The organism is Streptomyces asoensis, from assembly GCF_016860545.1.
Taxonomy (GTDB): Bacteria; Actinomycetota; Actinomycetes; order Streptomycetales; family Streptomycetaceae; genus Streptomyces; species Streptomyces asoensis.
In genome coordinates this window covers 665,937-688,048 of record NZ_BNEB01000002.1, presented here as the reverse complement: position 1 = coordinate 688,048, position 22,112 = coordinate 665,937, and the positions used below count along the sequence as shown (strand labels likewise).

Genomic DNA, 22,112 nt, shown 5'->3' with positions numbered 1-22,112 from the left:
TCAGTCCTCCGGGAGTTCCACCGGCGCGATCTCGTCGTACACGTCGCCCGGCCCCGGGTTGGTCGCGTCGGTCGCGCCGCCGAAGTGGTGCATGACGCCCCAGACGGCGTTCAGCGCCGTCTGGACGGCTCCCTCGGCCCAGCCCGCGGTCCAGGAGATGTCGTCGCCCGCCAGGAAGACGCCCCGCTTGTCCTCGGGCAGCCGGTCCTGCATGAAGTGGGTGAACAGACGCCGCTGGTAACGGTAGTGGCCGGGCAGGTTGGCCTTGAACGCGCCCATGAAGTAGGGCTCGTTCTCCCAGGAGACCGTCACCGGGTTGCCGATGACGTGCTTCCTGATGTCGACGTTCGGGTAGATCTCGCCGAGCGACTTCAGCATGACCTCCATCCGCTCGTTCGCGGACAGCGGCAGCCACTTCAGGCTGTCGTCGCACCAGGTGTACGACAGGCAGATGACCGCGGGCCTGTCCGGGCCGTCGTCGAGCAGGTAGGTGCCGCGCGTCATCCGGTCGGTGAGCGTCATCGACATGACGTCACGGCCGGTGGCCTCGTCCTTGTCCAGCCAGAACGGCCGGTCCACGGGGACGAACAGCTTGCTGGACTCCATGTAGTGCGTGCGCTCGATCGCCGTCCAGTGGTCGATCGGGAAGAGCGAGTCGTCGCAGGCGATCTTCGACAGCAGCATCCAGGACTGGGCGGTGAAGATCGCCGCCCGGTAGGTGCGGATGTCGCCGTTCGCGTCCGTCACGGTGATCCGGTTGCCGGCGGTGCGGTGCAGCCGGGTCACGGCGGGGCGGGGCTCCCCGCCTTCGTGCAGGCTCGCCAGCGAGGTGCCGTACGCCCAGTGGACGATCTTCTCCGGCTCCCGCTCCCACAGGCGCAGCGGCAGCTGCTGGGAGCCCCCGACGATGCCGCGGTGGTGGTCGTCGGCCTCGGTGTAGACGACGCGGAGGATCTCCAGGATGGAGTTGGGGAAGTCGGTGTCCCAGCCGCCGGTGCCGAAGCCGACCTGGCCGAAGATCTCACGGTGCCGGAAGGACTTGAAGGACTCGGAGTCGCAGAGGAAACCGTAGAAGGTCTGGTTGTCGAGCTTCTCGACGAGCTTCGCCCAGATCTCGCGGATCCGCGGCACGTCGCGCTCGCGCATGGCCTGGTTCATGTCGGAGAAGTCGGCGCCCTCCTCCAGGCACTTGTTCCACGCGGCGGCGACATCGCGGTAGACCTGCGGCAGGTCCTCCACCTTCTCCGCGTAGTGCGACTCGCCCTTGAGGTCGACGACCGTCGAGGGGGTCGTCTCCGCGAGGGGGTTGGGGAACGGCCGGGTCTCCAGCCCCACGAGGTCGATGTAGTGCTGGAGCGCCGTCGAGGACGGCGGGAAGCGCATCGCGCCCATCTCGGCGGTCAGGGAGGGGTCGCAGCCCTCGAAGCCGACCGTGCGCAGCCGTCCGCCGATCCGGTCGGCCTCGTAGACGACCGGCTTGAGGCCCATCTTCATCAGTTCGTACGCGGCCACGATGCCGGACAGCCCGCCGCCGATGACGGCGACCTCGGCGCCGTGCTCGGTCGCCGGTATCTGGCCGAGGCCCGCCGGGTGGGCGAGGAAGTCGTCGTACGCGTAGGGGAAGTCCGGGCCGAACATGGTGATCGGCGGCTGGTGCTCGTCTGCGTGCTCGACGGCGTTGGGCACGGTGGACGTCATGGGGTACGGACTCCTTGCGCGTGGTGACTCGGGGAGGGGCTCGGCGGGGTGACGGGTGCGGGGCGGGTTCAGACCAGGGACCCGTAGAGACCGGGGCGGCGGTCGCTCAGGTACGGGTTCGCCTCGCGGGAGCCGGCGAGGGCGACCGGGTCGGCGTCGGCGAACACCAGCTCCTGCGCGCGTCCGGCGCGGGCCCGGGCGACGCCGTCGGGACCGGCCAGCGTGGAGAGGCCGACGAACTCGAACTCCCCTTCCCGGCCGACCCGGTTGACGTAGGCCACGTACAGCTGGTTCTCGAAGGCGCGCACCGGGACCACCGACTCCGCGACGAACTGGAAGGGGTGCATCTGCGCGGTCGGCACGAGCAGCAGGTCGGTGCCGGCGAGGGCGTGGGCGCGCACGTTCTCCGGGAACTCGACGTCGTAGCAGATCATGAGGCCGACGGTGAGGCCGTTCAGCTCGGCCTGGACGACCGGCTGCTCGCCCGGGCGGAAGTGGTCGCGCTCGAAGCAGCCGAAGAGGTGGGTCTTGCGGTAGTTCGCGAGCCGGACGCCCTCGGCCGAGATCAGCTGCGCGGAGTTGAAGACCGTGTCGCCGTCGCGCTCGGGGTAGCCGTAGGCGACGGCGAGTCCGTGCCGGCCGGCGATCTCGGCGATCGCGTCCGCGGAGTCGCCGTCGGCGGGCTCGGCGAGGCGGCCGATGTCGTCGCCGATCGCGTATCCGGTGAGGAACATCTCCGGAGCGGCGAGCAGCCCGGCGCCCGCGGCGGCGGCCCGGTCCGCGGCCTCGTCGAGGACCTTGAGGTTCTCGTCGACGGAGCCGGGGCGGCCGGAGCTCTGGAGCAGGGCGGTGCGCATGCGTGATCCTCACCGGTACGAGGGGGTTCGGGGGCCGGATTCAGGGGCCATCTAGACGGTACGGTCGGCCGCGCGGGCCGGACAAGAAGGAGCCGTTGCGCGCCGGTGAGCGGATCGTTGCGTGCGGGGGCGGTGCGGCGGCGATTCGTTGCGCGGCCCTCACCGCCTCCTCCCCCGGGCCACCGCCAGCGCCGTGAGCAGGTAGGGCACCGCGCACAGGGCGAACACCGTGCCGTGCGGGAACCGGGCCCCGAGGACGCCGTACGCGCCGTAGACCGCGATGGTCACGGCCACCTGGCCCAGCGCGTGCGCGCGGCCCATGATCAGGGCGTACCGGTCGGCGGCGCCGGCCCGGTCCAGTTCCTCGTAGACCAGGGCCTCCAGCGCGCCGGAGCCCAGTGCGCCGCGCGCGCCCCACAGGACGAAGCCGGCCGCGAAGGCGCCGTACGAGGGGAACAGCACCCACAGGGCGAACCCGGCCGCGCCGAGCAGCGGGCCGACCCACAGCAGGAGCCGCCGGGAGACGGCGTCCGCCCAGGCGCCCGAAGGGACCTCCAGCAGGACGCCGGTCAGCGACCACAGGACGAACAGCGAGGAGATCTGCCCCACGGACAGGCCGCTGTCCGCGAACAGCAGCGCGTACACCGGGTAGAGCAGCACGAACTCGTCGAGGAACGCGTACGCGTAGAGCGCCGCGGTCAGTCGACGGACGTCGGAGCCGGTGGTGGATCAATGTCGCCAGGTCATGACACCGATCGTAGCCAGCCCGCGCCCCGCCGCCCAGTGGTTTCCCGGTGCCCGGCCGTGACGGCGAAGGTGGTGATCACAGCGGCGTGGTCGAGACCGACCTCGCGACCGGGTACGGCGTCTCCCGCGGCACCGTCCGTCAGGCCGTGGCCGCGCTGACCGCCGAGGGCCTCATCGGCTCCCGCCAGGGCGCCCGCCGGGTGGTCCTGGCCAGCCGCGCAGCCAGAGCTTCGCGGAACTGCGCAGCTTCGCCCAGTGGGCGCGCGCGATGGGCCGCGAGGCGAGCGGCCGGGTGGTCGCGCAGGAGTACCTCCCGGCCACCGCCGAGGACACCGTGCACCTGCAACTACCGCACGGGACACCGGTGTTGCACGTGCTGCGGCTGCGCGGCCTGGACGGCGAGCCGGTGCTCCTGGAGCGGACCGTGTACGCGGACTGGATCTCCCCCGGCGTGGAGTCGATCGAGCCGGACTGCCCGTCGGTGACCCAGCGACTCCTGGACGACACCGGCCTGGTCTTCGCCTACGGCGAGCACGTCATCGACGCGGTGGCGGCGGGCGCCCGGGACGCCGAACTCCTCGGCGTGCGCCGGACCAGCCCGCTGCTGCGGGTCCGCCGGGTCACGACGACCCGCGAGGGCCGTCCCGTGGAGTGGTCCGACGACCGCTACCGCCCGGACGCGGTCAGCTTCAGCGTCCACAACTCGACAGGGAACAACGCCCTGGCCCGCAAGACGGCGGAGTGACCCTCGCGGGAGCACCACCGCCGCCGTGCCGGAGCGTCGGGCCGCCGGGGCGGGCGCCGTCAGGTCGGGGAGCCCGCGGAGAAGCGGCGCAGCAGCGGCGACAGGACCAGGACCGAGCGGGTCCGTTCCACGAACGGCTCCCCCGCGATGCGCTCCAGCACCCGCTCGAAGTGACGCATGTCGGCGGCGAACACCTGGGCGACCGCGTCCGCGTCGCCGGTGACGGTCGACGCGGCCACGACCTCCTGGTAGCGCTCGAGCCCCCGCTGGATGGTCTCCGGGGAGGTGTTGCGCCGGCAGTAGATCTCGACGAACCCCTCGGTCTCCCAGCCGAGGGCCGCCGGATCGACCCGTACGGTGAAGCCGGTGATGGCTCCGGTGGCCCGCAGCCGGTCCACGCGCCGTTTCACGGCGGGCGCGGACAGGCCGACCAGTTGCCCGATGTCCGCGAAGGAGCGGCGGGCGTCCTCGGCGAGGGCGTGCACGATGCGTTCGTCGAGTTCGTTCAGCACAGTGGGTCGATCACTTCTCAGATGGTGCGGGCTCCGCGAGGCGGGAGCGGCGATGGCCGTAGAGGAAGTAGACCACGAGCCCGACCGCCATCCAGACTCCGAAGACCACCCAGGTGACGGCCGAAAGGCTGCCCATCATCCAGACGCACAGGCCGAGGCCCACGGCCGGCAGCACCGGCGAGAAGGGCACCCGGAAGGTGCGGGACATCCCCGGACGGGTCCGGCGCAGCACCACGACCGCGATGTTGACGAGCCCGAACGCGAACAGGGTGCCGATGCTGGTGGCGTCCGCCAGCTGGCCCAGCGGGATCGCGGCGGCCAGCACCCCGCAGAACAGCGACACGATCACCGTGTTCGCCCGGGGCGCGCCGGTCCTCGGGTGCACGCGGGAGAACACCTTGGGCACCAGCCCGTCCCGGGACATGGCGAACAGGATGCGGGTCTGGCCGTACAGCACCGTCAGGACGACGCTCGCGATGGCGATGACCGCGCAGAAGGCGAGGAGGGTCCCCCAGAACGACTGGCCGGTCACCTCGCGCATGATCTGGGCGAGCGCGGCCTCGGAGTCGCCGAACCGCTGCCAGGGCTTGGCGCCCACGGCGACCGCGGCGACGAGGACGTACAGCGCCGTCACGATGACGAGCGACAGCATGATCGCGCGGGGCAGGTCGCGCTGTGCGTTCTTCGCCTCCTCACCGGCGGTGGAGGCCGCGTCGAAGCCGATGTACGAGAAGAACAGCGTCGCCCCGGCCGCACTGACGCCCGCCATGCCGAGCGGCATGAAGTGCTCGTAGTTGCCGGAGCGGAAGCCCTGGACGCCGATGGCGCAGAACAGCACCAGCGCGGCGATCTTCACGGCCACCATGATCGTGTTGGCCCGCGCGGACTCGCGGGCGCCGCCGAGCAGGAAGGCCATGGCGAGCAGGACGACGATGAGCGCGGGCAGGTTGAAGATCCCCCCGTCGCCCGGCGGCGCCGACAGCGCGTCCGGGATGGTCACGCCGATCGTCCCGTCGAGCAGCTCGTTGAGGTACTCGCCCCAGCCGACGGCGACGGCGGCGACCGACACGCCGTACTCCAGGACCAGACACCAGCCGCAGATCCAGGCGATCAGCTCGCCCATCGTTGCGTACGCATACGAGTACGAGGATCCGGCGACCGGGATGGTGCCCGCGAGTTCGGCGTAGGACAGGGCCGAGAAGAGCGCGGTGAGTCCGGCGATCACGAACGACAGGGTGACGGCGGGACCGGCCTTGGGCACCGCCTCGCCGAGCACGACGAAGATGCCGGTGCCGAGGGTCGCCCCGATGCTGATCATCGTGAGCTGCCACAGTCCGAGGGAGCGCCTGAGCGACCCTCCTTCGCCCTGTCCGCCCTCGGCGACCAGCCGTTCCACGGGCTTGCGCCGCATGAGGCGCGCGACGGCACCGGGGGACGCGGGACCTGTTGTGCCGCGCTGTCGCGGGGGTGCGCCTTGATCGAGCACGCGCTGACTCCTTCGTCGCTGCCTCTCGGCGTGACGGGAACCGGCGGCACACCTGCGCGAGCAGGAACCCACCGAGCGGGGTCCCCGCCACGCTACGTACAGCGCACGACCCTATGAGCCGGGCCGTCACGCTTGTAATGCTGCAACCTTGCGCACACACGCAAGATCCTTGCGTTCATCGCGCCGAGCTGCACATTCGTTGCAGCTCGACCGAACGCGCCCCATAGGGGATGCGGGGAACGGGGCGACCGGCCGGAGCGGACCCGCACTCGGAGGGCGGCGATCAGCGCCGTTTCACACGCGCCGGCCGGCAAAGCGCCCCGCGGACCTACCAGCTCGCGTGCAGCGGCTTGCCCTCGGCGTAGCCGGCCGCGCTCTGGATGCCGACGACGGCCTTCTCGGCGAACTCCTCCAGGGAGGCCGCGCCCGCGTACGTGCACGACGAGCGGACGCCCGCGACGACCGAGTCGACGAGGTCCTCGACGCCCGGACGGGCCGGGTCGAGGAACATCCGGGAGGTGGAGATGCCCTCCTCGAACAGCGCCTTGCGGGCGCGGTCGTAGGCGGACTCGTCGGACGTGCGGTTGGCGACGGCACGCGCGGACGCCATGCCGAAGGACTCCTTGTACAGACGGCCGCCCGCGTCCTGCTGGAGGTCGCCCGGCGACTCGTAGGTGCCGGCGAACCAGGACCCGATCATCACGTTGGAGGCACCGGCGGCCAGCGCCATGGCGACGTCGCGCGGGTGACGGACACCGCCGTCGGCCCACACGTGCTTGCCGTACTTCCTGGCCTCGGCCGCGCACTCCAGGACCGCCGAGAACTGCGGGCGGCCCACGCCGGTCATCATGCGGGTGGTGCACATGGCGCCCGGGCCGACCCCGACCTTGATGATGTCGGCGCCCGCGTCGACGAGGTCCTTGACGCCCTCGGCCGACACGATGTTGCCGGCGACGATCGGGACCCGCGGGTCGAGCGCGCGCACGGTCCGGATCGCGCTGATCATCGACTCCTGGTGACCGTGCGCGGTGTCGATGACGAGCGTGTCCACGCCCGCGTCGAGCAGCTGCTTGGCCTTGCCCGCGACATCGCCGTTGATCCCGACGGCGGCGGCCACCCGCAGCTTGCCGTCGGCGTCCACGGCGGGCGTGTACAGGGTGGCGCGCAGGGCGCCCTTGCGGGTGAGGATGCCGGCGAGCTTGCCGTCGGCGTCCACGGCCGGGGCGTAGCGCCGGTTGGCCGCGTCGAGGGTGTTGAAGGCCTCGCGCGGGTCGATGTCGGCGTCCAGGAGCAGCAGGTCGCGGGACATGACGACCTCGAGCTGCGTGAAGCGGTCGACCCCGCTCAGGTCCGCGTCGGTGACGACACCGACCGGACGGAACTCCTCGTCGACGACGACACCGGCGTTGTGCGCGCGCTTGGGCAGCAGGGCGAGGGCGTCGGCGACGGTCTGGTGGGGGGCGAGCACGATCGGGGTGTCCAGCACCAGGTGGCGGCTCTTGACCCAGGTGATGACGTCGGTGACGACGTCGATCGGGATGTCCTGGGGGATGACCACCAGTCCGCCGCGCCGGGCCATGGTCTCGGCCATCCGGCGGCCGGCCACGGCGGTCATGTTGGCGACGACCAGCGGGATCGTGGTCCCCGTGCCGTCGGGAGCGTCGAGGTCGACGCTCTGCCGCGACCCGACCGCGCTGCGGCTCGGCACCATGAAGACGTCGTCGTAGGTGAGGTCGTAGGCGGGCTGGATGTCGTTGAGGAAACGCACGTGCTGCACATCCCAGTCGATCAGAGGTGACCCCCGGACCGGTCAGCCAAGGGGAGAAGCACGTACTTCATTCTCCCACGAGGGCCGTGGTGCGACGCCCGGACAGAACGTCCAAGCAGCTCAGGGGTGCTCTAGGAGGATCCTCCGAGGGCAAGCAGCACGGACAGGGCCGGCACCCGGTCGACCGCCTGCGCGAAGACGTCCTGGGCGATCTCCCACTCCCCGGGCCGCTGCCGGGCGTAGGGCCGCCAGTTGCGTACGACGATCCGGAGCCCGTCGGCCCCGGGCGGGGCGGGGAGGTCGGTGAGGCTGTCGGCGAGGGCGTCCCAGTTGCGTCCGAAATGGCCGGGCAGGCTCAGGGCCTCGGCGCACCGGTCCATCAGGGCGGACTTGTCGGTCACCCCGTCGAGATCGAGCACGACCACGAACTGCGTCATCTCAGCACCGCCCGGAAAGGTGTCGTAGTGAGGGGTCGGGGTGCCCGTGAGCACGCGGGGGACGGACCGTGGCAGCACACGCACGCTGCTGTCACGGCCGTCCCCTCGTCGAGCGCCGCTCAGATCCCGTCCGGGTCCGTCCGGCCGAGGGCGGGCTTGGGCGTCGGCCCCGCCGTCATCAGGTAGTCGGCGGCGGAGGTGTCCGTCACCAGGCTGGTGACCAGCCCGGACCGCAGGACCGCGTCGATCGCGGCGGCCTTGCGCTGACCGCCCGCGATCGCCACGACCTCGGGGATCCGGCGCAGCTGGTCGGCCTTGACCGTGATGCACCGCTCGCCCAGGTCGCGCCCGACCCGGCGGCCGTCGGCGTCGAAGAGGTGCGCGGACATCTCGGCGGCGACCCCGAGCGAGGCGTAGTGCGCCCGCTCCTCGTCGCTGAGCATGTCGTGCACCGTCGAGATGCCGGGCTCCCAGGAGCCGATGGAGACACAGGCGACCGTGACCTTGTCGAAGTACTCGAAGGCCCGGGCGATCCCGGTCTGGTGGCGCAGCGCGGTCGCCGTGGCGGCGTCCGGCAGGAGCATCGGCGCGTAGATGGGGTGCGCGTCCCCGCCGGACACCTGGGCGGCGCGGCGGACGGCCTCGACCGAGCCGCGCTCCGCGGTGCCCGCGTCGTACACGCCCGTCAGCTGCACGACCGTGCACGGCGGAAGCCGGTCCAGCGCCGCCGCCATGTGAATGGTGGACCGGCCCCAGGCCAGCCCCAGTACGTCCCCCTCCTCGACCAGTTCGCCGAGCAGGTCGGCGGCCACTTCCCCCAGGTTCTCGGGGTCCGTCGTCTCCTCGGCCTCGGCCGGGGACTCGACCACGACGGCGTGCCTGAGGCCGTAACGGGCGCGCAGCGCGTCGGAGCGCTCCGCGTCCAGTTCGGCCGGCACGCGGATCTCGATCCGTACGAGATCCCGTTCGAGGGCGGTCTCCAGGACCCGGGCCACCTTGAAGCGGCTGACGCCGAACTCCTCGGCGATCTGGATCTTGGATTTGCCCTCGAGGTAGAAGCGGCGGGCCATGGCCGCCGCCTGCACCAGCTCAGCGGGTCCCATCCGCATGGCTGACCGGCCCGCCGACATACCCGACACGGCGTTCTCCTCACTGCTGTTCACACTCTGGATACGCCGTTCATCCTCGCAGATCCGGCGCAGTTGATCAGCTCTGATGGGAGCCGTTCACATTCCTGTCGGTAAGTGGTTGGTTCAGTGTTCACAACCCCAGGTGGCTCCGGCGGTGGCCGCCTGCGCCTGAGCCCGCAGGCCACGCACCGCCTCGGCCGGGTCGTCCGCCCCGTAGACGGCCGAGCCCGCCACGAACACGTCGGCCCCCGCCTCGGCGCACCGCTCGATCGTCGAGGCGGACACCCCGCCGTCGATCTGGAGCCACAGGTCGAGCCCGTGCTTGCTGATCAACTCGCGGGTGCGGCGGATCTTGGGGAGCATGATGTCGAGAAAGGCCTGACCGCCGAAGCCGGGCTCGACCGTCATGATCAGCAGCATGTCGAGTTCGGGGAGCAGGTCCTCGTACGGCTCGATCGGCGTGGCGGGCCTGAGCGCCATCGAGGCACGGGCGCCCTTCGCCCGGATCTCGCGGGCGAGCCGTACGGGTGCGGCGGCCGCCTCGACGTGGAAGGTGACGGACGAGGCACCCGCCTCGACGTACTGCGGGGCCCAGCGATCGGGGGCCTCGATCATCAGATGGCAGTCCAGCGGAGTGTCCGTCGCACGGGCCAGTGACTCTACGACCGGCACACCGAGCGTGAGGTTCGGGACGAAATGGTTGTCCATGACGTCGACATGGAGCCAGTCGGCTCCGGCGACCGCCTTCGCCTCGTCCGCGAGGCGGGAGAAGTCGGCGGACAGGATGCTGGGGTTGATCTGCACGGCCATGACCCAAGCCTGCCATGCCCTGCGGGGGTTGCGGGCATCGGTCCCGCGGCGGGAACGTGGTTCGGCGTCCGGGGACCTGCGACGGCCGATCGGGCGGTCCCCCGCGCTCCTCGTGCGGCGCGGCCGCACGCGGTGACGACAGAGCGGTCCGGGGGGTAGTCATGGCCGGGAGACGCGGTGTCGCGCATCTGGTCTGCGGGCGGCGGGCCAAGTGGCTGGTGCTGGCGTTGTGGGTGGTGGTGCTGTTCCTGACCGCGCCCTTCGCCTCGAAGCTCACCGACGCACAGGACAACGACGCGGCCTCCTGGCTGCCGGGATCCGCCGAGTCCACCCAGGTCCTGGAGACTTCGCAGGAGTTCCGGCCCGAGCAGATCCCCGCGGTCGTCGTCTACGCCCGTGACGGCGGGCTGACGGCCGGGGACCGGGCCCGCATCACCGAGGACGCGGCCCGGTTGCGGGGGCTGACCGCCCACGGCATCCGCGGCGCCGAGACCCGCGGCCCGGTCTACGACCGCCCGGTCGATCCCCGCGCCGCCGAGATCTTCGTCCCGATCACCATGGACGAGCAGGGCTGGCAGCGCATCGCCCCGGCCGTCGCGTCGATCCGGGACGTCGTCGACCCGGGCGACAGCGGCCTCGCCGTGCACATCACGGGCCCCGGCGGCACGTCCGCGGACTTCTCCAAGGCCTTCGAGGGCATCGACTCGACCCTGCTGCTGGCGGCGATGGGCGTGGTCGTCGTCATGCTCCTGATCACCTACCGCAGTCCCACCCTGCTCGTGGTCCCGGTGCTCGCCGTGGTCGCCGCCCTGTTCACCGCGCAGGCCCTGATCTACTTCCTGGCGACGCACGCGGGCTTGACGGTGAACGGTCAGAGCGCCGGCATCCTCACCGTGCTCGTGTTCGGCGCGGGCACGGACTACGCGCTGCTGCTGGTGGCCCGCTACCGGGAGGAGCTGCGCCGCCACGAGGACCGGCACGAGGCGATGGCCAGAGCGCTGCACCGCGCGGGCCCCGCCGTGCTCGCCTCCGGCGCCACGGTCGTCCTGAGCATGCTGATGCTGCTGGCCGCCGAGATGAACTCCACCCGCGGCCTGGGCCCGGTCGCCGCCATCGGCGTGGCGGTGGCGCTGCTCGCCATGACAACCCTCTTCCCCGCCCTGCTGGTGATCTGCGGACGCTGGATCTTCTGGCCGGTGATCCCGCACCACGGCTCCGCCGACCCGACCGAGCGCGGTGTCTGGGCCCGCACCGGCACGGGCATCGCCCGCCGCCCCCGCCTGGTCTGGGCGGTGACGGCGCTGGCCCTGGCGGTCTGCTCGCTCGGTCTGATCCAGTTGCGCGCCGAGGGCATCTCCAACGCCGACGCCTTCACCGGCACGCCCGACTCGATCACCGGCCAGCGGGTGTCGCAGAAGTACTTCCCGGCGGGGAGCGGGGACCCGTTGGTCGTCGTCAGCGACGTGGCGGGATCCGGGCGGGTGAAGCTCGCGGTCGCGAGGACGCCGGGTGTCGTGCCGACGTCCCTGACGCGGCCGCCGGGCACGAAACCCGTCCACGAGGGCCAGGTGCTGTTCGAGGCCACGATGACCGACCCGGCCGACAGCGAGGCCGCGAAACAGACCGTGGAGCGGGTGCGGGACGCGGTGCACGAGGTGCCCGGCGCCGACGCGCAGGTGGGCGGCGGCACGGCCGCGCTGCTCGACATGGACAAGGCCACGACGCACGACAACCGGCTGATCATCCCGCTGGTCCTGGGCGTCGTCCTGCTCATCCTCTGCGCCCTGCTGCGCGCGCTGATCGCTCCGCTGCTGCTGGTGGGGACCGTGATCCTGTCGTTCACGGCGGCGCTCGGGCTCAGTGCGCTGGCGTTCCGCCACCTCTTCGACTACGCGGGCGAGTCGACGGACTTCCCGTTGTTCGTCTTCGTCTTCCTGGTGGCCCTGGGCATCGACTACAACATCTTCCTGACCACCCGCATCCGCGAGGAGGCCGCGCATCAGGGCACCCGGCGAGGGGTGGTGACCGGCCTGGCGGCGACGGGGGCGGTGATCACCTCGGCGGGGCTGGTCCTGGCCGGCACCTTCGCGGCCCTGGCCACGCTGCCCATGGTCGCCTTCGCCGAGATCGGCTTCGCGGTGGCGCTGGGCGTCCTGCTCGACACCTTCGTCGTGCGGTCGGTGCTCGTCACCAGCCTGTTCCTGGACATCGGACCGAAGATCTGGTGGCCGCACCGGTCGGCCCGGGAGAGCCCGGCTATCGCCCCGAAGGACCCTGCGCAGCCCGTCGAGAGCGCGGAGGACCGACCACCCTTTGCATGACCATGCGAGTTCATGCATAATCTTCCTATGTCCAAGGTCCTCACCTCCCTTCCCGCCGGCGAGCGCGTCGGCATCGCCTTCTCCGGCGGGCTCGACACCTCGGTCGCGGTCGCGTGGATGCGCGACAAGGGCGCCGTCCCGTGCACCTACACCGCCGACATCGGCCAGTACGACGAGCCCGACATCGCCTCGGTGCCCGGCCGCGCGAAGACCTACGGTGCCGAGATCGCGCGCCTGGTCGACTGCCGCGCCGCGCTCGTCGAGGAGGGCCTGGCCGCGATCACCTGCGGTGCGTTCCACATCCGCTCCGGCGGACGGGCGTACTTCAACACCACGCCCCTCGGCCGTGCCGTCACCGGCACGCTCCTGGTGCGCGCGATGCTCGAGGACGACGTCCAGATCTGGGGCGACGGCTCGACCTTCAAGGGCAACGACATCGAGCGGTTCTACCGCTACGGCCTGCTGGCCAACCCGCACCTGCGGATCTACAAGCCCTGGCTGGACGCGGACTTCGTGACCGAGCTCGGCGGCCGCAAGGAGATGTCGGAGTGGCTCGTCGCCCATGAGCTGCCCTACCGGGACAGCACGGAGAAGGCGTACTCCACCGACGCCAACATCTGGGGCGCCACCCACGAGGCGAAGACCCTGGAGCACCTGGACACCGGCGTCGAGACCGTCGAGCCCATCATGGGCGTGCGCTTCTGGGACCCGTCGGTCGAGATCGCCACCGAGGACGTGACGATCGGCTTCGACCAGGGCCGCCCGGTGACGGTCAACGGCAAGGAGTTCGCCTCCCCCGTCGATCTGGTGATGGAGGCCAACGCCATCGGCGGCCGCCACGGCCTCGGCATGTCGGACCAGATCGAGAACCGCATCATCGAGGCCAAGAGCCGGGGCATCTACGAGGCGCCCGGCATGGCTCTGCTGCACGCGGCCTACGAGCGCCTCGTCAACGCCATCCACAACGAGGACACCCTCGCCCAGTACCACAACGAGGGACGGCGGCTCGGCCGTCTGATGTACGAGGGCCGCTGGCTGGACCCGCAGGCGCTGATGATCCGCGAGTCGCTCCAGCGCTGGGTCGGCGCGGCCGTCACCGGCGAGGTGACCCTGCGGCTGCGGCGCGGTGAGGACTACTCGATCCTGAACACCACGGGACCGGCGTTCAGCTACCACCCGGACAAGCTGTCGATGGAGCGCACCGAGGACTCCGCGTTCGGCCCGGTGGACCGGATCGGCCAGCTCACCATGCGCAACCTCGACATCGCCGACTCGCGCGCCAAGCTGGAGCAGTACGCCACGCTCGGTCTGATCGGCAGCGGCAGCCCCGCGATCGGTGCCGCCCAGGCCGCCTCGACCGGCCTCATCGGGACCATGACGGAGCTGCCCGAGGGCGGCGCCGAGGCCATCGCCTCCCGCGGCGAGGTCTCCGGCGACGACGAGCTGCTGGACCGCGCCGCGATGGAGTTCGGCACGGACTGACCCCGGCAGGGGTGACGACGCGAGAGGGGCCGGCCGCACATTCAGGTGTGCGGCCGGCCCCTCTCGCGTCATGCCCGCGTCATGACAGCGCCCGGTGCGGGCGGGTGCGGACCGACGTCAGCGAGTGCAGGCGGACGTCAACCTGGGCGGACCGGTCCCAGCCGGGGCGGACCGGCGTCAGCGGGTGCGGACCGGCGTCAGCCCGGAGCTAGCCGGTCTCAGCCTGGGGCCGGTCCCAGCCCGGAGCGAGCAGGTCCCGGCCCGGCGCGGGCCGGCGACGCCTGGGACGGACCGGTCCCAGCCCGGGGCGGGCCCGGCTCAGCCGGTCTTTTTGATCAGCGCCAGGTACATGGCGTCCGTCCCGTGCAGGTGCGGCCACAGCTGGACGTCGGGCCCGTCGCCCAGCGCCGGTACGCCCGGCAGCAGGGGCCGCGCGTCGATCAGCTCGGTCTCGGGGTACTGCTTGAGCACGTCGGAGACCACGGCACGGGTCTCCGCGAGATGCGGCGAGCAGGTCGCGTAGCCGACGACGCCCCCGACCCGGACGGAGTCCAGGGCGGTCCGCAGCAGCCCGCGCTGGAGCGGTCCGAAGCCGTCGAGGTCCTCCGGGCGGCGCCGCCAGCGCGCCTCCGGACGCCGGCGCAGGGCCCCGAGGCCCGTGCAGGGCACGTCCATCAGCACCCGGTCGAAGGAACCGGGCCGCCACGGCGGCCGTGTCCCGTCGGCCGCGATGACCTGGTAGGGCCCCGGGTTGCCGGCCAGGGCCTTCGCCACCAGGCCCGCCCGGTGCGGCTGCTTCTCGGAGGCGAGCAGCGCGGCACCCCGCTCGGCGGCCAGCGCGGCGAGCAGCGCGGCCTTGCCACCGGGGCCTGCGCACCCGTCCAGCCACAGCGCGTCCGACCCGTCGACGGGCGCGGCGGCCAGCGCCAGAGCGACGAGCTGACTGCCCTCGTCCTGGACGCCCGCGCGTCCCTCCCGGACGGCGTCGACGGCCCCCGGCTCGCCGCCCTCGCTGAGACGCACGGCGTACGGCGACCAGCGCCCGGCGACCGCGGCCTCCTCGCGCAGCAGCTCTTCGGTGGTGGCCCGCCCGGGCCGGGCGACGAGGGTCACCTCGGGCCGCTCGTTGTCCGCGGCCAGCAGGTCCTCGATACCGGCCCGGCCGCCGCCGAGCGAGTCCCACAGCGCGGAGACGACCCAGCGCGGGTGCGAGTGCACGACGGCGAGGTGGTCCTCGGGGTCGTCCTCGTAGGGCGGGGCGACCCGCTCGATCCACTCGTCGAGATCGTGCGCCGCGACCTTGCGCAGCACGGCGTTGACGAACTTGGCCCGCCCGTCCCCGAGCACGACCCGGGCGAGGTCCACGGTGGCCGAGACTGCGGCGTGGGTCGGGATGCGCGTCCCCAGCAGCTGATGCACCCCGAGGCTCAGCACGTCGAGGACCGGCGGGTCCACCTCGCGCAGCGGCCGGTCGACACAGGCGGAGATGACGGCGTCGTACGTCCCCTGCCGGCGCAGCGTGCCGTAGACCAGCTCGGTGGCGAGGGCCGCGTCCCGTCCGTCGAACTTGTCGGGGCCCTCCTTCTCACGCGCCTTGCGCAGCAGGGGCGGCAGCACGAGGTTGGCGTACGCGTCCCGCTCGTCGACGGCTCGCAGCGCCTCGAAGGCGAGGAGTCGGACGGGGTCCTTCTGAGGCCGCCGGTAGGGCTTGCCCGGCTTGCGGGAACGGTGGGGCTGGTCGCTCACGAAAAGGTGCTCCGGATTGCAGGAGAAAAGACGCGTCCAGCGTACGTCGATGCGCCCGCAGGCCGGGGCGACGGGAGGAATGTCCCCGGGGAGGGTCTCCGGCGTCCGTCCGAGGGACCCGGGCCGGGCAGAAGCGTCACGCCCCCACGCTCTCGCCCTCCGCGATCCGGACACCCCGCGCCCAGTCCGCGGCCCGCATCGGCTTCTTGCCCTGCGCCTGCACCCACAGCAGCTCGACCGCGTACGACCCCGTGCCCACGTGCACGCTGTTCTTGCCCACGAGCAGCGCGCCCGGGGCGAGATCGGTCCGCTCGGGGACCGGCCGGACCTGGACGAGCTTGAGGCGCTCGCCGCGGAAGGTGGTCCAGGCGCCGGGCGCGGGCGTGCAGCCGCGCACCACACGGTCGACCCGCAGGGCCGGGGCGGCCCAGTCGATCCGGGCGTCCTCGACGGTGATCTTCGGCGCGAGGGTGATGCCCTCACCCGGCTGCGGCACGGCCTTGAGCACGCCGTCCTCGATGCCGTCCATGGTCGCGGCCAGCAGCCCGCCACCGGCGAAGGCGAGCCGGGTGAGCAGGTCCCCGCTGGTGTCGGTGGGCCGGATCTCCTCGGTGACCGTCCCGTACACCGGCCCCGAGTCGAGGCCCTCCTCGATGAGGAAGGTGGAGGCACCCGTGATCTCGTCCCCGGCCATGACGGAGTGCTGCACGGGCGCGGCCCCGCGCCAGGCGGGCAGCAGCGAGAAGTGCAGGTTGACCCAGCCGCGGGCCGGGATGTCCAGCGCCACCCTGGGCAGCAGCGCCCCGTAGGCCACTACGGGGCAGCAGTCGGGGGCGATCTCCCTCAGCCGCTCCAGGAACTCCGCATCGCGCGGCTTGGCGGGCCTGAGCACCTCGATGCCCGCCTCCTGCGCGCGCCGGGCGACGGGCGAGGCGACGGGCCTGCGTCCCCGTCCCGAGGGCGCGTCGGGACGCGTGACGACGGCGGCCACCTCGTGCCGCCCGGAGGCGATCAGAGCGTCCAGAGCGGGAACGGCGACCTCGGGGGTGCCGGCGAAGACGAGCTTCATGAGTGGGCGGGGCCTCTCGGGCGGGACGGACGACGGGCGACGCACCAGTTTATGACGCCGGCCGGGGCGGCCGCCGACCCGCGGAGCGGCACGGGAGCACCCCGCCTCCGGGGGGCGTACGCATATGCCCATACGCCCCCACACCGTGACCAGCGGAGCGAACCCGCGTTGGTCAAGAAAGAGTTGACCACACCTACTTCATCGCCGGTTCGAGAGGCTTGTTCATGGCCGACCATGCAACCCACGACGCCCAGGCCCGGGCCAGCCTGCACTTGCTGGTGCGGGACATCGAGCGCGTCCGCCGGCAGGTGGACGCACTGCGCACCCTCACGGCGCAGCTGGGCAACGTCTACCGCCCCCGCCGCTCCGGTCCGTCCACGGGCTTCGTCGTCTACGGACGCGCCCCCGCCCCCACCGTCCGCCTCGCCCAGGAACTGCGGGACAGCGTCGAGACCCTGGTCACCGCGGCGGTGGACTTCGACCGCTCGCTCGGCTTCTCCTGGGACGCGGTGGGCTCCGCGCTCGGCGTCACCAAGCAGGCCGTGCACCGCCGTTACGGCGCCCGCCGGGCCGCCGCCCAGGCCGCCGGCTCCACCACCGCACCGTCCACCGCCACGGTCACCGCCGAGGCGGAGCTGCCGGACGAGCCCTCCCCCGCCCGCGCGATCGGCCTGAACGCGGGCATCCCGGCCGTCCCCACGGTGCCCGCCGCCCGGTCGATGCCGACCCAGCCGACGGCAGGCAGCCCGGCCCTGCGCGACGAGGCACGGCCGACCGCCTTCCCCGGCCCGCGCAACGGCTGACGCACCGCACCCGACCCCGAGCAGCTTCCCCGCCCCGCCCTCTCGGCCCCTCCCGAGAGGGCATTCGCCTGCCCCACCCACCCCACGCACCGCCCGCCCCCGCGGGCTTCCCGCGCACAACGCCCAGCCCCCTCCCCGCACACCGGCCCGCCCCTCAGCTTCCCGCGCGCCGCCGCGCGCAACACCTGGCCCCCCTCCCGAGGTCCCCCGAGACCGGCCGCACCCGGCGCCCACCACCCGCCCCCTCGCCCGGCGGGCGGCCGCCCCTCGCACCCGACGACCGCCACCTCCCACCCCCGGCAGAGGCCGTCCCCACGCCCGACGGCGGCAGCCCCTCGCACTCGGCGACACCGCCACCCCCCGCTCCCGACGGACGCCGCCCCCCACACCCAACAACCGCCGTCCCTCACACCCGACGACCGCCACCTCCCGCCTCGGCGAAGGCCGTCCCACGCCCGCGGACCGCCGTCCCCCACGCCCGCCAGCCGCAGTCCTCGCACCCGGCAACCGCCACCACCCGCCCCCGGCGGACGCCGCCCCCCACACCCAACAACCGCCGTCCCTCACACCCGACGACCGCCGCCTCCCGCCTCGGCGAAGGCCATCCCCACGCCCGCGGACCGCCGTCCCCCACGCCCGGCGGCCGCCGTCCTTCGCATCCGACGACGCCGCTCCCCGCCCCGGCGAAGGCCATCCCGCACGCCCGGCGGCGGCAGCCCCGCGCACCCGGCGGCACCGCCACCCCGCGCCCCCGGCGGACGCCGTCCCTCAGCCGATGTCCGGTGGGTCGATCCGTACCCGGACCGCCTCCTCGCCGCCCCGGGCCATCCGGGCCGCCTGTGCCGACTTGAGGGCCGCCGCCAGGTCCGCGCCCTTCCCCGGAGGGACCCGGACCAGCATCCGCTCCCACTCCTGCCCGGGCGGCGGCGCGCCGGGCCGTCGGGGCCGCCCCGGCGGGCCGGCCGGTACCGGGACCGGCCCCAGCAGCTCGGCCTCCCGCGGCAGTTCGACGGCCTGGAGGAAGGTGGTCAGGGCCGTCGCCGTGCCCGAGACCGCGGCCATCCGCGACACCGGCGGGAAGCCCAGCTCGGCCCGCTCGGCGAGCTCGCGCACCGCGTGCCCGACGGGATCCCAGCGCACCAGCGCCTGCACCGGCCGCAGGGTCGGCTCCGCCATGACGACCACGGTCCCCCCGTCCCCCGACGGCCGTACGAGCGCGGCGGCCGCGATCCAGCGGCGCAGCGCGTCCTCACCGGCCCGCAGGTCGGGCCGTCCGAGCATGGCCCAGCCGTCCAGCAGCAGCGCGGCCGCGTAGCCGCCGTCGGCGACGGGTTCGGCGCCAGGCGTGGAGACCACCAGCGCGGGCGTGTCCGGCACGGTGTCCAGCACCTGCTCGCGCCCGGACGTGCGCACCGCGACGGCGGGGAACGCCCGCCCCAGCTCCTCGGCGGTCCGCCGCGCCCCGACCACCTGTGCCCGCAGCCGGAACGAGCCGCACTCCGGGCAGTGCCAGGCGTTCTCCTCCCGCCCGCACCAGCCGCACCACAGCGCTCCCCCGTCACGCGCCTCCAGCGGTCCGGAGCAGTGCCGGCACCGGGCCGCGGCCCGGCACTGGGCACACGCCATCCGTGGCACATAGCCCCGCCGGGGGACCTGCACGAGCACCGGCCCGTGCCGCAGCCCCTCGCGCACCGACTGCCAGGCGAGGCTGGGCAGCCGGGCGGCCCGTGCGGCCTCGTCGCGTGCGAGGTCCTGGTCGCCCACGGTGCGCACGAGGGGTGCGCTGCGCCGTACCTGCTCCCGGGCGGCGACCAGCGGGCGCGCCCAGCCGCTCTCGACGAGCTGCGCGCCCTCCACCGTGCAGCTCCAGCCGCCCAGCAGGAACCCGCACCTGTCCTGCGCGGCCCGCAGCAGCAGCACCTCGCGGGCATGGGGCTGCGGGGCGTGCTGCTCGCTGTGGCTGTCGTCCCCGTCGTCCCAGAGCGCGACCAGGCCGAGGTCCTGGACGGGCGCGAACATGGCGGCGCGCGTGCCGACGACCGCCCGCACGGACCCCCGACGCACAGCCAGCCACTCCCGGTAGCGCTTCTCGGGTCCGGCGTCCGCGGTGAGCAGGGCGTGCCGCCCCTCGCCCAGGACCGCCGTCAGCGCCGCGTCGACCCGCGCGGCGGCCCGCCCGTCCGGTACGACGACCAGGGCCCCGCGCCCCGAGGCGAGGGTCGCGGTGACGGCCCGCGCCAGCTCCTCGCTCCAGGCGGGACCGGGCAGGGCGTTCCACACCGCTCGTGGCGCGCCCCCGGACGCCAGTGACTCCAGGAACGCGCCGCCTCGTTCGTACCGCGTCCAGGAGCCGGCCTGGGGCGCCCCGGGCGGCGGCAGCGGTGCGGGAGAGGGCCGCTGCTCGGCGCGTGCGTTGCGCGGCGGCACGGCCAGTTGCAGGACGTCGGCGAGGCTTCCCGCGTACCGGTCGGCGACGGACCGGGCCAGCCCCAGCAGTTCCGGGCTCAGCACCGGCTCGGGCGAGACCACCTGGGCGAGCGCCGCCAGCGGACCGGAGTAGTCCGACTCCGGGAGCCGTTCGACCAGGAACCCGTCGATGAGCCCGCCGCCCTCGCGCCGCCCTTCCCGCACCCGCCCACGCCCGGCCCCGAACCGGACGCGCACCCGCACCCCCGGCTGTGCGTCGGCGTCCAGCTCGGCGGGGACCGCGTAGTCGAAGTACCGGTCCAGGTGCAGTACGCCCTTGTCGACCAGGACGCGTGCGACGGGCAGCTCCCCGGCCAGCGCGGCTCCCCGCCAGGTCCGGGGCTTGGCCCGCGGCGTCTTGGCCTGGCGCACGCTCTCCCGGATCAGCGCGAGCTGCTCGGGCGGCGCGCCCTCCCCGGTCGCACCGCCGTCCCCCTGCCCGTTCTCGCTGATCACACCTGCATTCTTACCAAACCCCACCGACAACCGACCGACGACCGGGGGCCCCGCAGCCCACCGGACCTGGATACCCGCCAGGGGGCGCCGGGCGCTCCGGACGCGCCGAGGCCCGGCCCCCTCGCAGGGGCCGGGCCTCGGGTGAACCGCTGAGGGGCCGGGACTACAGTCCGGCGGCCTTGCGCAGGGCGTCCACGCGGTCCGTGCGCTCCCACGTGAAGTCGGGCAGCTCACGGCCGAAGTGGCCGTACGCGGCGGTCTGCGCGTAGATCGGGCGCAGCAGGTCGAGGTCGCGGATGATCGCGGCCGGGCGGAGGTCGAAGACCTCGTCGATGGCCTTCTCGATCTTCTCGACGTCGACCTGGGCGGTGCCGAAGGTCTCCACGAACAGGCCGACCGGCTCGGCCTTGCCGATGGCGTAGGCGACCTGGACCTCGCAGCGGGCGGCCAGACCCGCGGCCACCACGTTCTTCGCGACCCAGCGCATCGCGTACGCGGCCGAGCGGTCGACCTTGGACGGGTCCTTGCCCGAGAAGGCGCCGCCGCCGTGCCGCGCGAAGCCGCCGTAGGTGTCGATGATGATCTTGCGGCCGGTCAGGCCGGCGTCGCCCATCGGGCCGCCGATCTCGAAGCGGCCGGTCGGGTTGACGAGCAGACGGTAGTTCTCGGTGTCGATCTTGATGCCCTCGTCCAGGAGCGCCTTCAGCTCCGGCTCCACCACGAACTCACGGATGTCGGGGGCGAGCAGGGAGTCCAGGTCGATGTCGCTCGCGTGCTGCGAGGAGATGACGACGGTGTCGAGGCGGACGGCCTTGTCGCCGTCGTACTCGATGGTGACCTGGGTCTTGCCGTCGGGGCGCAGGTAGGGGATGGTCCCGTTCTTGCGGACGTCCGACAGGCGCTTGGACAGCCGGTGCGCCAGGAAGATCGGCAGCGGCATCAGGGTGGGCGTCTCGTCCGACGCGTAGCCGAACATCAGCCCCTGGTCGCCGGCGCCCTGGCGGTCCAGCTCGTCCTCGTCGCCCTCGACGCGGTTCTCGTAGGCCGTGTCCACGCCCTGGGCGATGTCCGGCGACTGGGCGCCGATGGACACCGAGACACCGCAGGAGGCGCCGTCGAAGCCCTTCTTGGAGGAGTCGTAGCCGATCTCGAGGATCTTGTCGCGCACGAGCTGGGGGATCGGCGCGTAGGCCTTGGTGGTGACCTCACCGGCCACGTGCACCAGACCGGTCGTGATCAGGGTCTCGACGGCGACCCGGGAGGTCGGGTCCTCACGCAGCAGGGCGTCGAGAATGGTGTCGCTGATCTGGTCAGCGATCTTGTCGGGGTGACCCTCGGTCACGGACTCCGAAGTGAACAGGCGACGGGACACAACGCTCCCTGGGGTTGCAGCGGCTGCTGGCTGATCATTGGCGGACGCGACGGGAGCTGCGCCCGGCGTCGTCCGAGAACAGTTTATCGGTCGTGCCCCGCCACGGGCCCACCTGTCTCGCCTCTCGGGAGCGCTGTGACCTGCGGCACGGGCATTCTGCCGAATGCCGAGCACCGTTGGCCAGGGTCGCCACACCCGAATCGACCG

At 73.0% G+C, this 22,112-nt stretch carries 15 protein-coding genes and 2 pseudogenes; 4 read left to right on the top strand and 13 right to left on the bottom strand.

Annotated elements, in window-relative coordinates; all coding sequences use genetic code 11:
* From Saso_RS06225 to Saso_RS06215, 3 genes and pseudogenes are all read right to left on the bottom strand, one after another.
* Window positions 1-1,698, bottom strand: coding sequence for a flavin monoamine oxidase family protein (locus Saso_RS06225; RefSeq protein WP_189926129.1), 1,698 nt, complete (start codon window positions 1,696-1,698; stop codon window positions 1-3).
* A 68-nt stretch (window positions 1,699-1,766) separates the two neighbouring features.
* Window positions 1,767-2,555: a carbon-nitrogen hydrolase family protein gene (locus tag Saso_RS06220; protein WP_189926130.1), complete on the bottom strand. Its 789-nt coding sequence runs from the start codon at window positions 2,553-2,555 to the stop codon at window positions 1,767-1,769.
* 174 nt (window positions 2,556-2,729) lie between these two features.
* A pseudogene (locus tag Saso_RS06215) lies at window positions 2,730-3,257 on the bottom strand (MFS transporter); the annotation flags it as partial.
* Window positions 3,258-3,394: 137 nt separating this feature from the next.
* Here Saso_RS06215 and Saso_RS06210 point away from each other — a divergent pair.
* Window positions 3,395-4,047, top strand: a pseudogene (locus tag Saso_RS06210) (GntR family transcriptional regulator); the annotation flags it as partial.
* Window positions 4,048-4,106: 59 nt separating this feature from the next.
* Here Saso_RS06210 and Saso_RS06205 read toward each other — a convergent pair.
* The 6 genes from Saso_RS06205 to rpe form a co-directional block, all read right to left on the bottom strand.
* Window positions 4,107-4,559: an Lrp/AsnC family transcriptional regulator gene (locus tag Saso_RS06205; protein WP_189926131.1), complete on the bottom strand. Its 453-nt coding sequence runs from the start codon at window positions 4,557-4,559 to the stop codon at window positions 4,107-4,109.
* A 10-nt stretch (window positions 4,560-4,569) separates the two neighbouring features.
* Complete coding sequence (locus tag Saso_RS06200; RefSeq protein WP_189926132.1) at window positions 4,570-6,045, bottom strand: amino acid permease; 1,476 nt, start codon at window positions 6,043-6,045, stop codon at window positions 4,570-4,572.
* Between the two features lie 328 nt (window positions 6,046-6,373).
* Window positions 6,374-7,813, bottom strand: coding sequence for a GuaB1 family IMP dehydrogenase-related protein (locus Saso_RS06195; protein ID WP_189926463.1), 1,440 nt, complete (start codon window positions 7,811-7,813; stop codon window positions 6,374-6,376).
* A gap of 131 nt (window positions 7,814-7,944) precedes the next feature.
* Window positions 7,945-8,250 (bottom strand): barstar family protein, encoded by a 306-nt coding sequence (locus tag Saso_RS06190; RefSeq protein ID WP_189926133.1) that lies wholly within the window; start codon window positions 8,248-8,250, stop codon window positions 7,945-7,947.
* Between the two features lie 119 nt (window positions 8,251-8,369).
* A complete protein-coding gene (locus tag Saso_RS06185) occupies window positions 8,370-9,413 on the bottom strand; it encodes a sugar-binding transcriptional regulator (protein WP_189926134.1) in 1,044 nt (347 codons plus the stop codon).
* Window positions 9,414-9,503: 90 nt separating this feature from the next.
* The gene (gene rpe, locus Saso_RS06180) at window positions 9,504-10,190 is read right to left on the bottom strand and encodes a ribulose-phosphate 3-epimerase (RefSeq protein ID WP_189926135.1); all 687 of its coding nucleotides are present in this window, start codon (window positions 10,188-10,190) and stop codon (window positions 9,504-9,506) included.
* 161 nt (window positions 10,191-10,351) lie between these two features.
* On the opposite strand from rpe, the gene Saso_RS06175 reads away from it, so the two are divergent.
* Together Saso_RS06175 and argG are read left to right on the top strand one after the other, a co-directional pair.
* Window positions 10,352-12,511 carry an MMPL family transporter gene (locus Saso_RS06175; RefSeq protein WP_189926136.1) on the top strand — a complete coding sequence of 720 codons (2,160 nt, stop codon included), beginning with the start codon at window positions 10,352-10,354 and terminating at the stop codon, window positions 12,509-12,511.
* Between the two features lie 27 nt (window positions 12,512-12,538).
* Window positions 12,539-13,993 (top strand): argininosuccinate synthase, encoded by a 1,455-nt coding sequence (gene argG / locus Saso_RS06170; RefSeq protein WP_189926138.1) that lies wholly within the window; start codon window positions 12,539-12,541, stop codon window positions 13,991-13,993.
* Window positions 13,994-14,311: 318 nt separating this feature from the next.
* Here argG and Saso_RS06165 read toward each other — a convergent pair whose 3' ends face one another.
* Window positions 14,312-15,739 (bottom strand): RsmB/NOP family class I SAM-dependent RNA methyltransferase, encoded by a 1,428-nt coding sequence (locus Saso_RS06165; protein ID WP_189926139.1) that lies wholly within the window; start codon window positions 15,737-15,739, stop codon window positions 14,312-14,314.
* 136 nt (window positions 15,740-15,875) lie between these two features.
* On the bottom strand, window positions 15,876-16,808 hold the full coding sequence (gene fmt, locus Saso_RS06160) for a methionyl-tRNA formyltransferase (RefSeq protein WP_189926140.1): 933 nt from the start codon (window positions 16,806-16,808) through the stop codon (window positions 15,876-15,878).
* Window positions 16,809-17,032: 224 nt separating this feature from the next.
* Here fmt and Saso_RS06155 point away from each other — a divergent pair, with 224 nt between their 5' ends.
* Complete coding sequence (locus tag Saso_RS06155) at window positions 17,033-17,611, top strand: hypothetical protein (RefSeq protein WP_189926141.1); 579 nt, start codon at window positions 17,033-17,035, stop codon at window positions 17,609-17,611.
* A gap of 768 nt (window positions 17,612-18,379) precedes the next feature.
* Here the strand turns inward: Saso_RS06155 and Saso_RS06150 are convergent.
* Both Saso_RS06150 and metK read right to left on the bottom strand, forming a co-directional pair.
* Window positions 18,380-20,533, bottom strand: a complete 2,154-nt coding sequence (locus Saso_RS06150) for a primosomal protein N' (RefSeq protein ID WP_189926142.1) — start codon at window positions 20,531-20,533, stop codon at window positions 18,380-18,382.
* 163 nt (window positions 20,534-20,696) lie between these two features.
* The gene (gene metK / locus Saso_RS06145) at window positions 20,697-21,905 is read right to left on the bottom strand and encodes a methionine adenosyltransferase (protein ID WP_189926143.1); all 1,209 of its coding nucleotides are present in this window, start codon (window positions 21,903-21,905) and stop codon (window positions 20,697-20,699) included.
* Between the last annotated feature and the right edge of the window lie 207 nt (window positions 21,906-22,112).

Excerpts from the sequence above, each read along its gene's own strand:
- Saso_RS06175 (WP_189926136.1), top strand. The coding sequence starts at position 10,352 with ATGGCCGGGAGACGCGGTGTCGCGCATCTGGTCTGCGGGCGGCGGGCC.
- Saso_RS06220 (WP_189926130.1), bottom strand. The coding sequence starts at position 2,555 with ATGCGCACCGCCCTGCTCCAGAGCTCCGGCCGCCCCGGCTCCGTCGAC.
- Saso_RS06225 (WP_189926129.1), bottom strand. The coding sequence starts at position 1,698 with ATGACGTCCACCGTGCCCAACGCCGTCGAGCACGCAGACGAGCACCAG.
- Saso_RS06190 (WP_189926133.1), bottom strand. The coding sequence starts at position 8,250 with ATGACGCAGTTCGTGGTCGTGCTCGATCTCGACGGGGTGACCGACAAG.
- fmt (WP_189926140.1), bottom strand. The coding sequence starts at position 16,808 with ATGAAGCTCGTCTTCGCCGGCACCCCCGAGGTCGCCGTTCCCGCTCTG.
- rpe (WP_189926135.1), bottom strand. The coding sequence starts at position 10,190 with ATGGCCGTGCAGATCAACCCCAGCATCCTGTCCGCCGACTTCTCCCGC.
- argG (WP_189926138.1), top strand. The coding sequence starts at position 12,539 with ATGTCCAAGGTCCTCACCTCCCTTCCCGCCGGCGAGCGCGTCGGCATC.
- Saso_RS06155 (WP_189926141.1), top strand. The coding sequence starts at position 17,033 with ATGGCCGACCATGCAACCCACGACGCCCAGGCCCGGGCCAGCCTGCAC.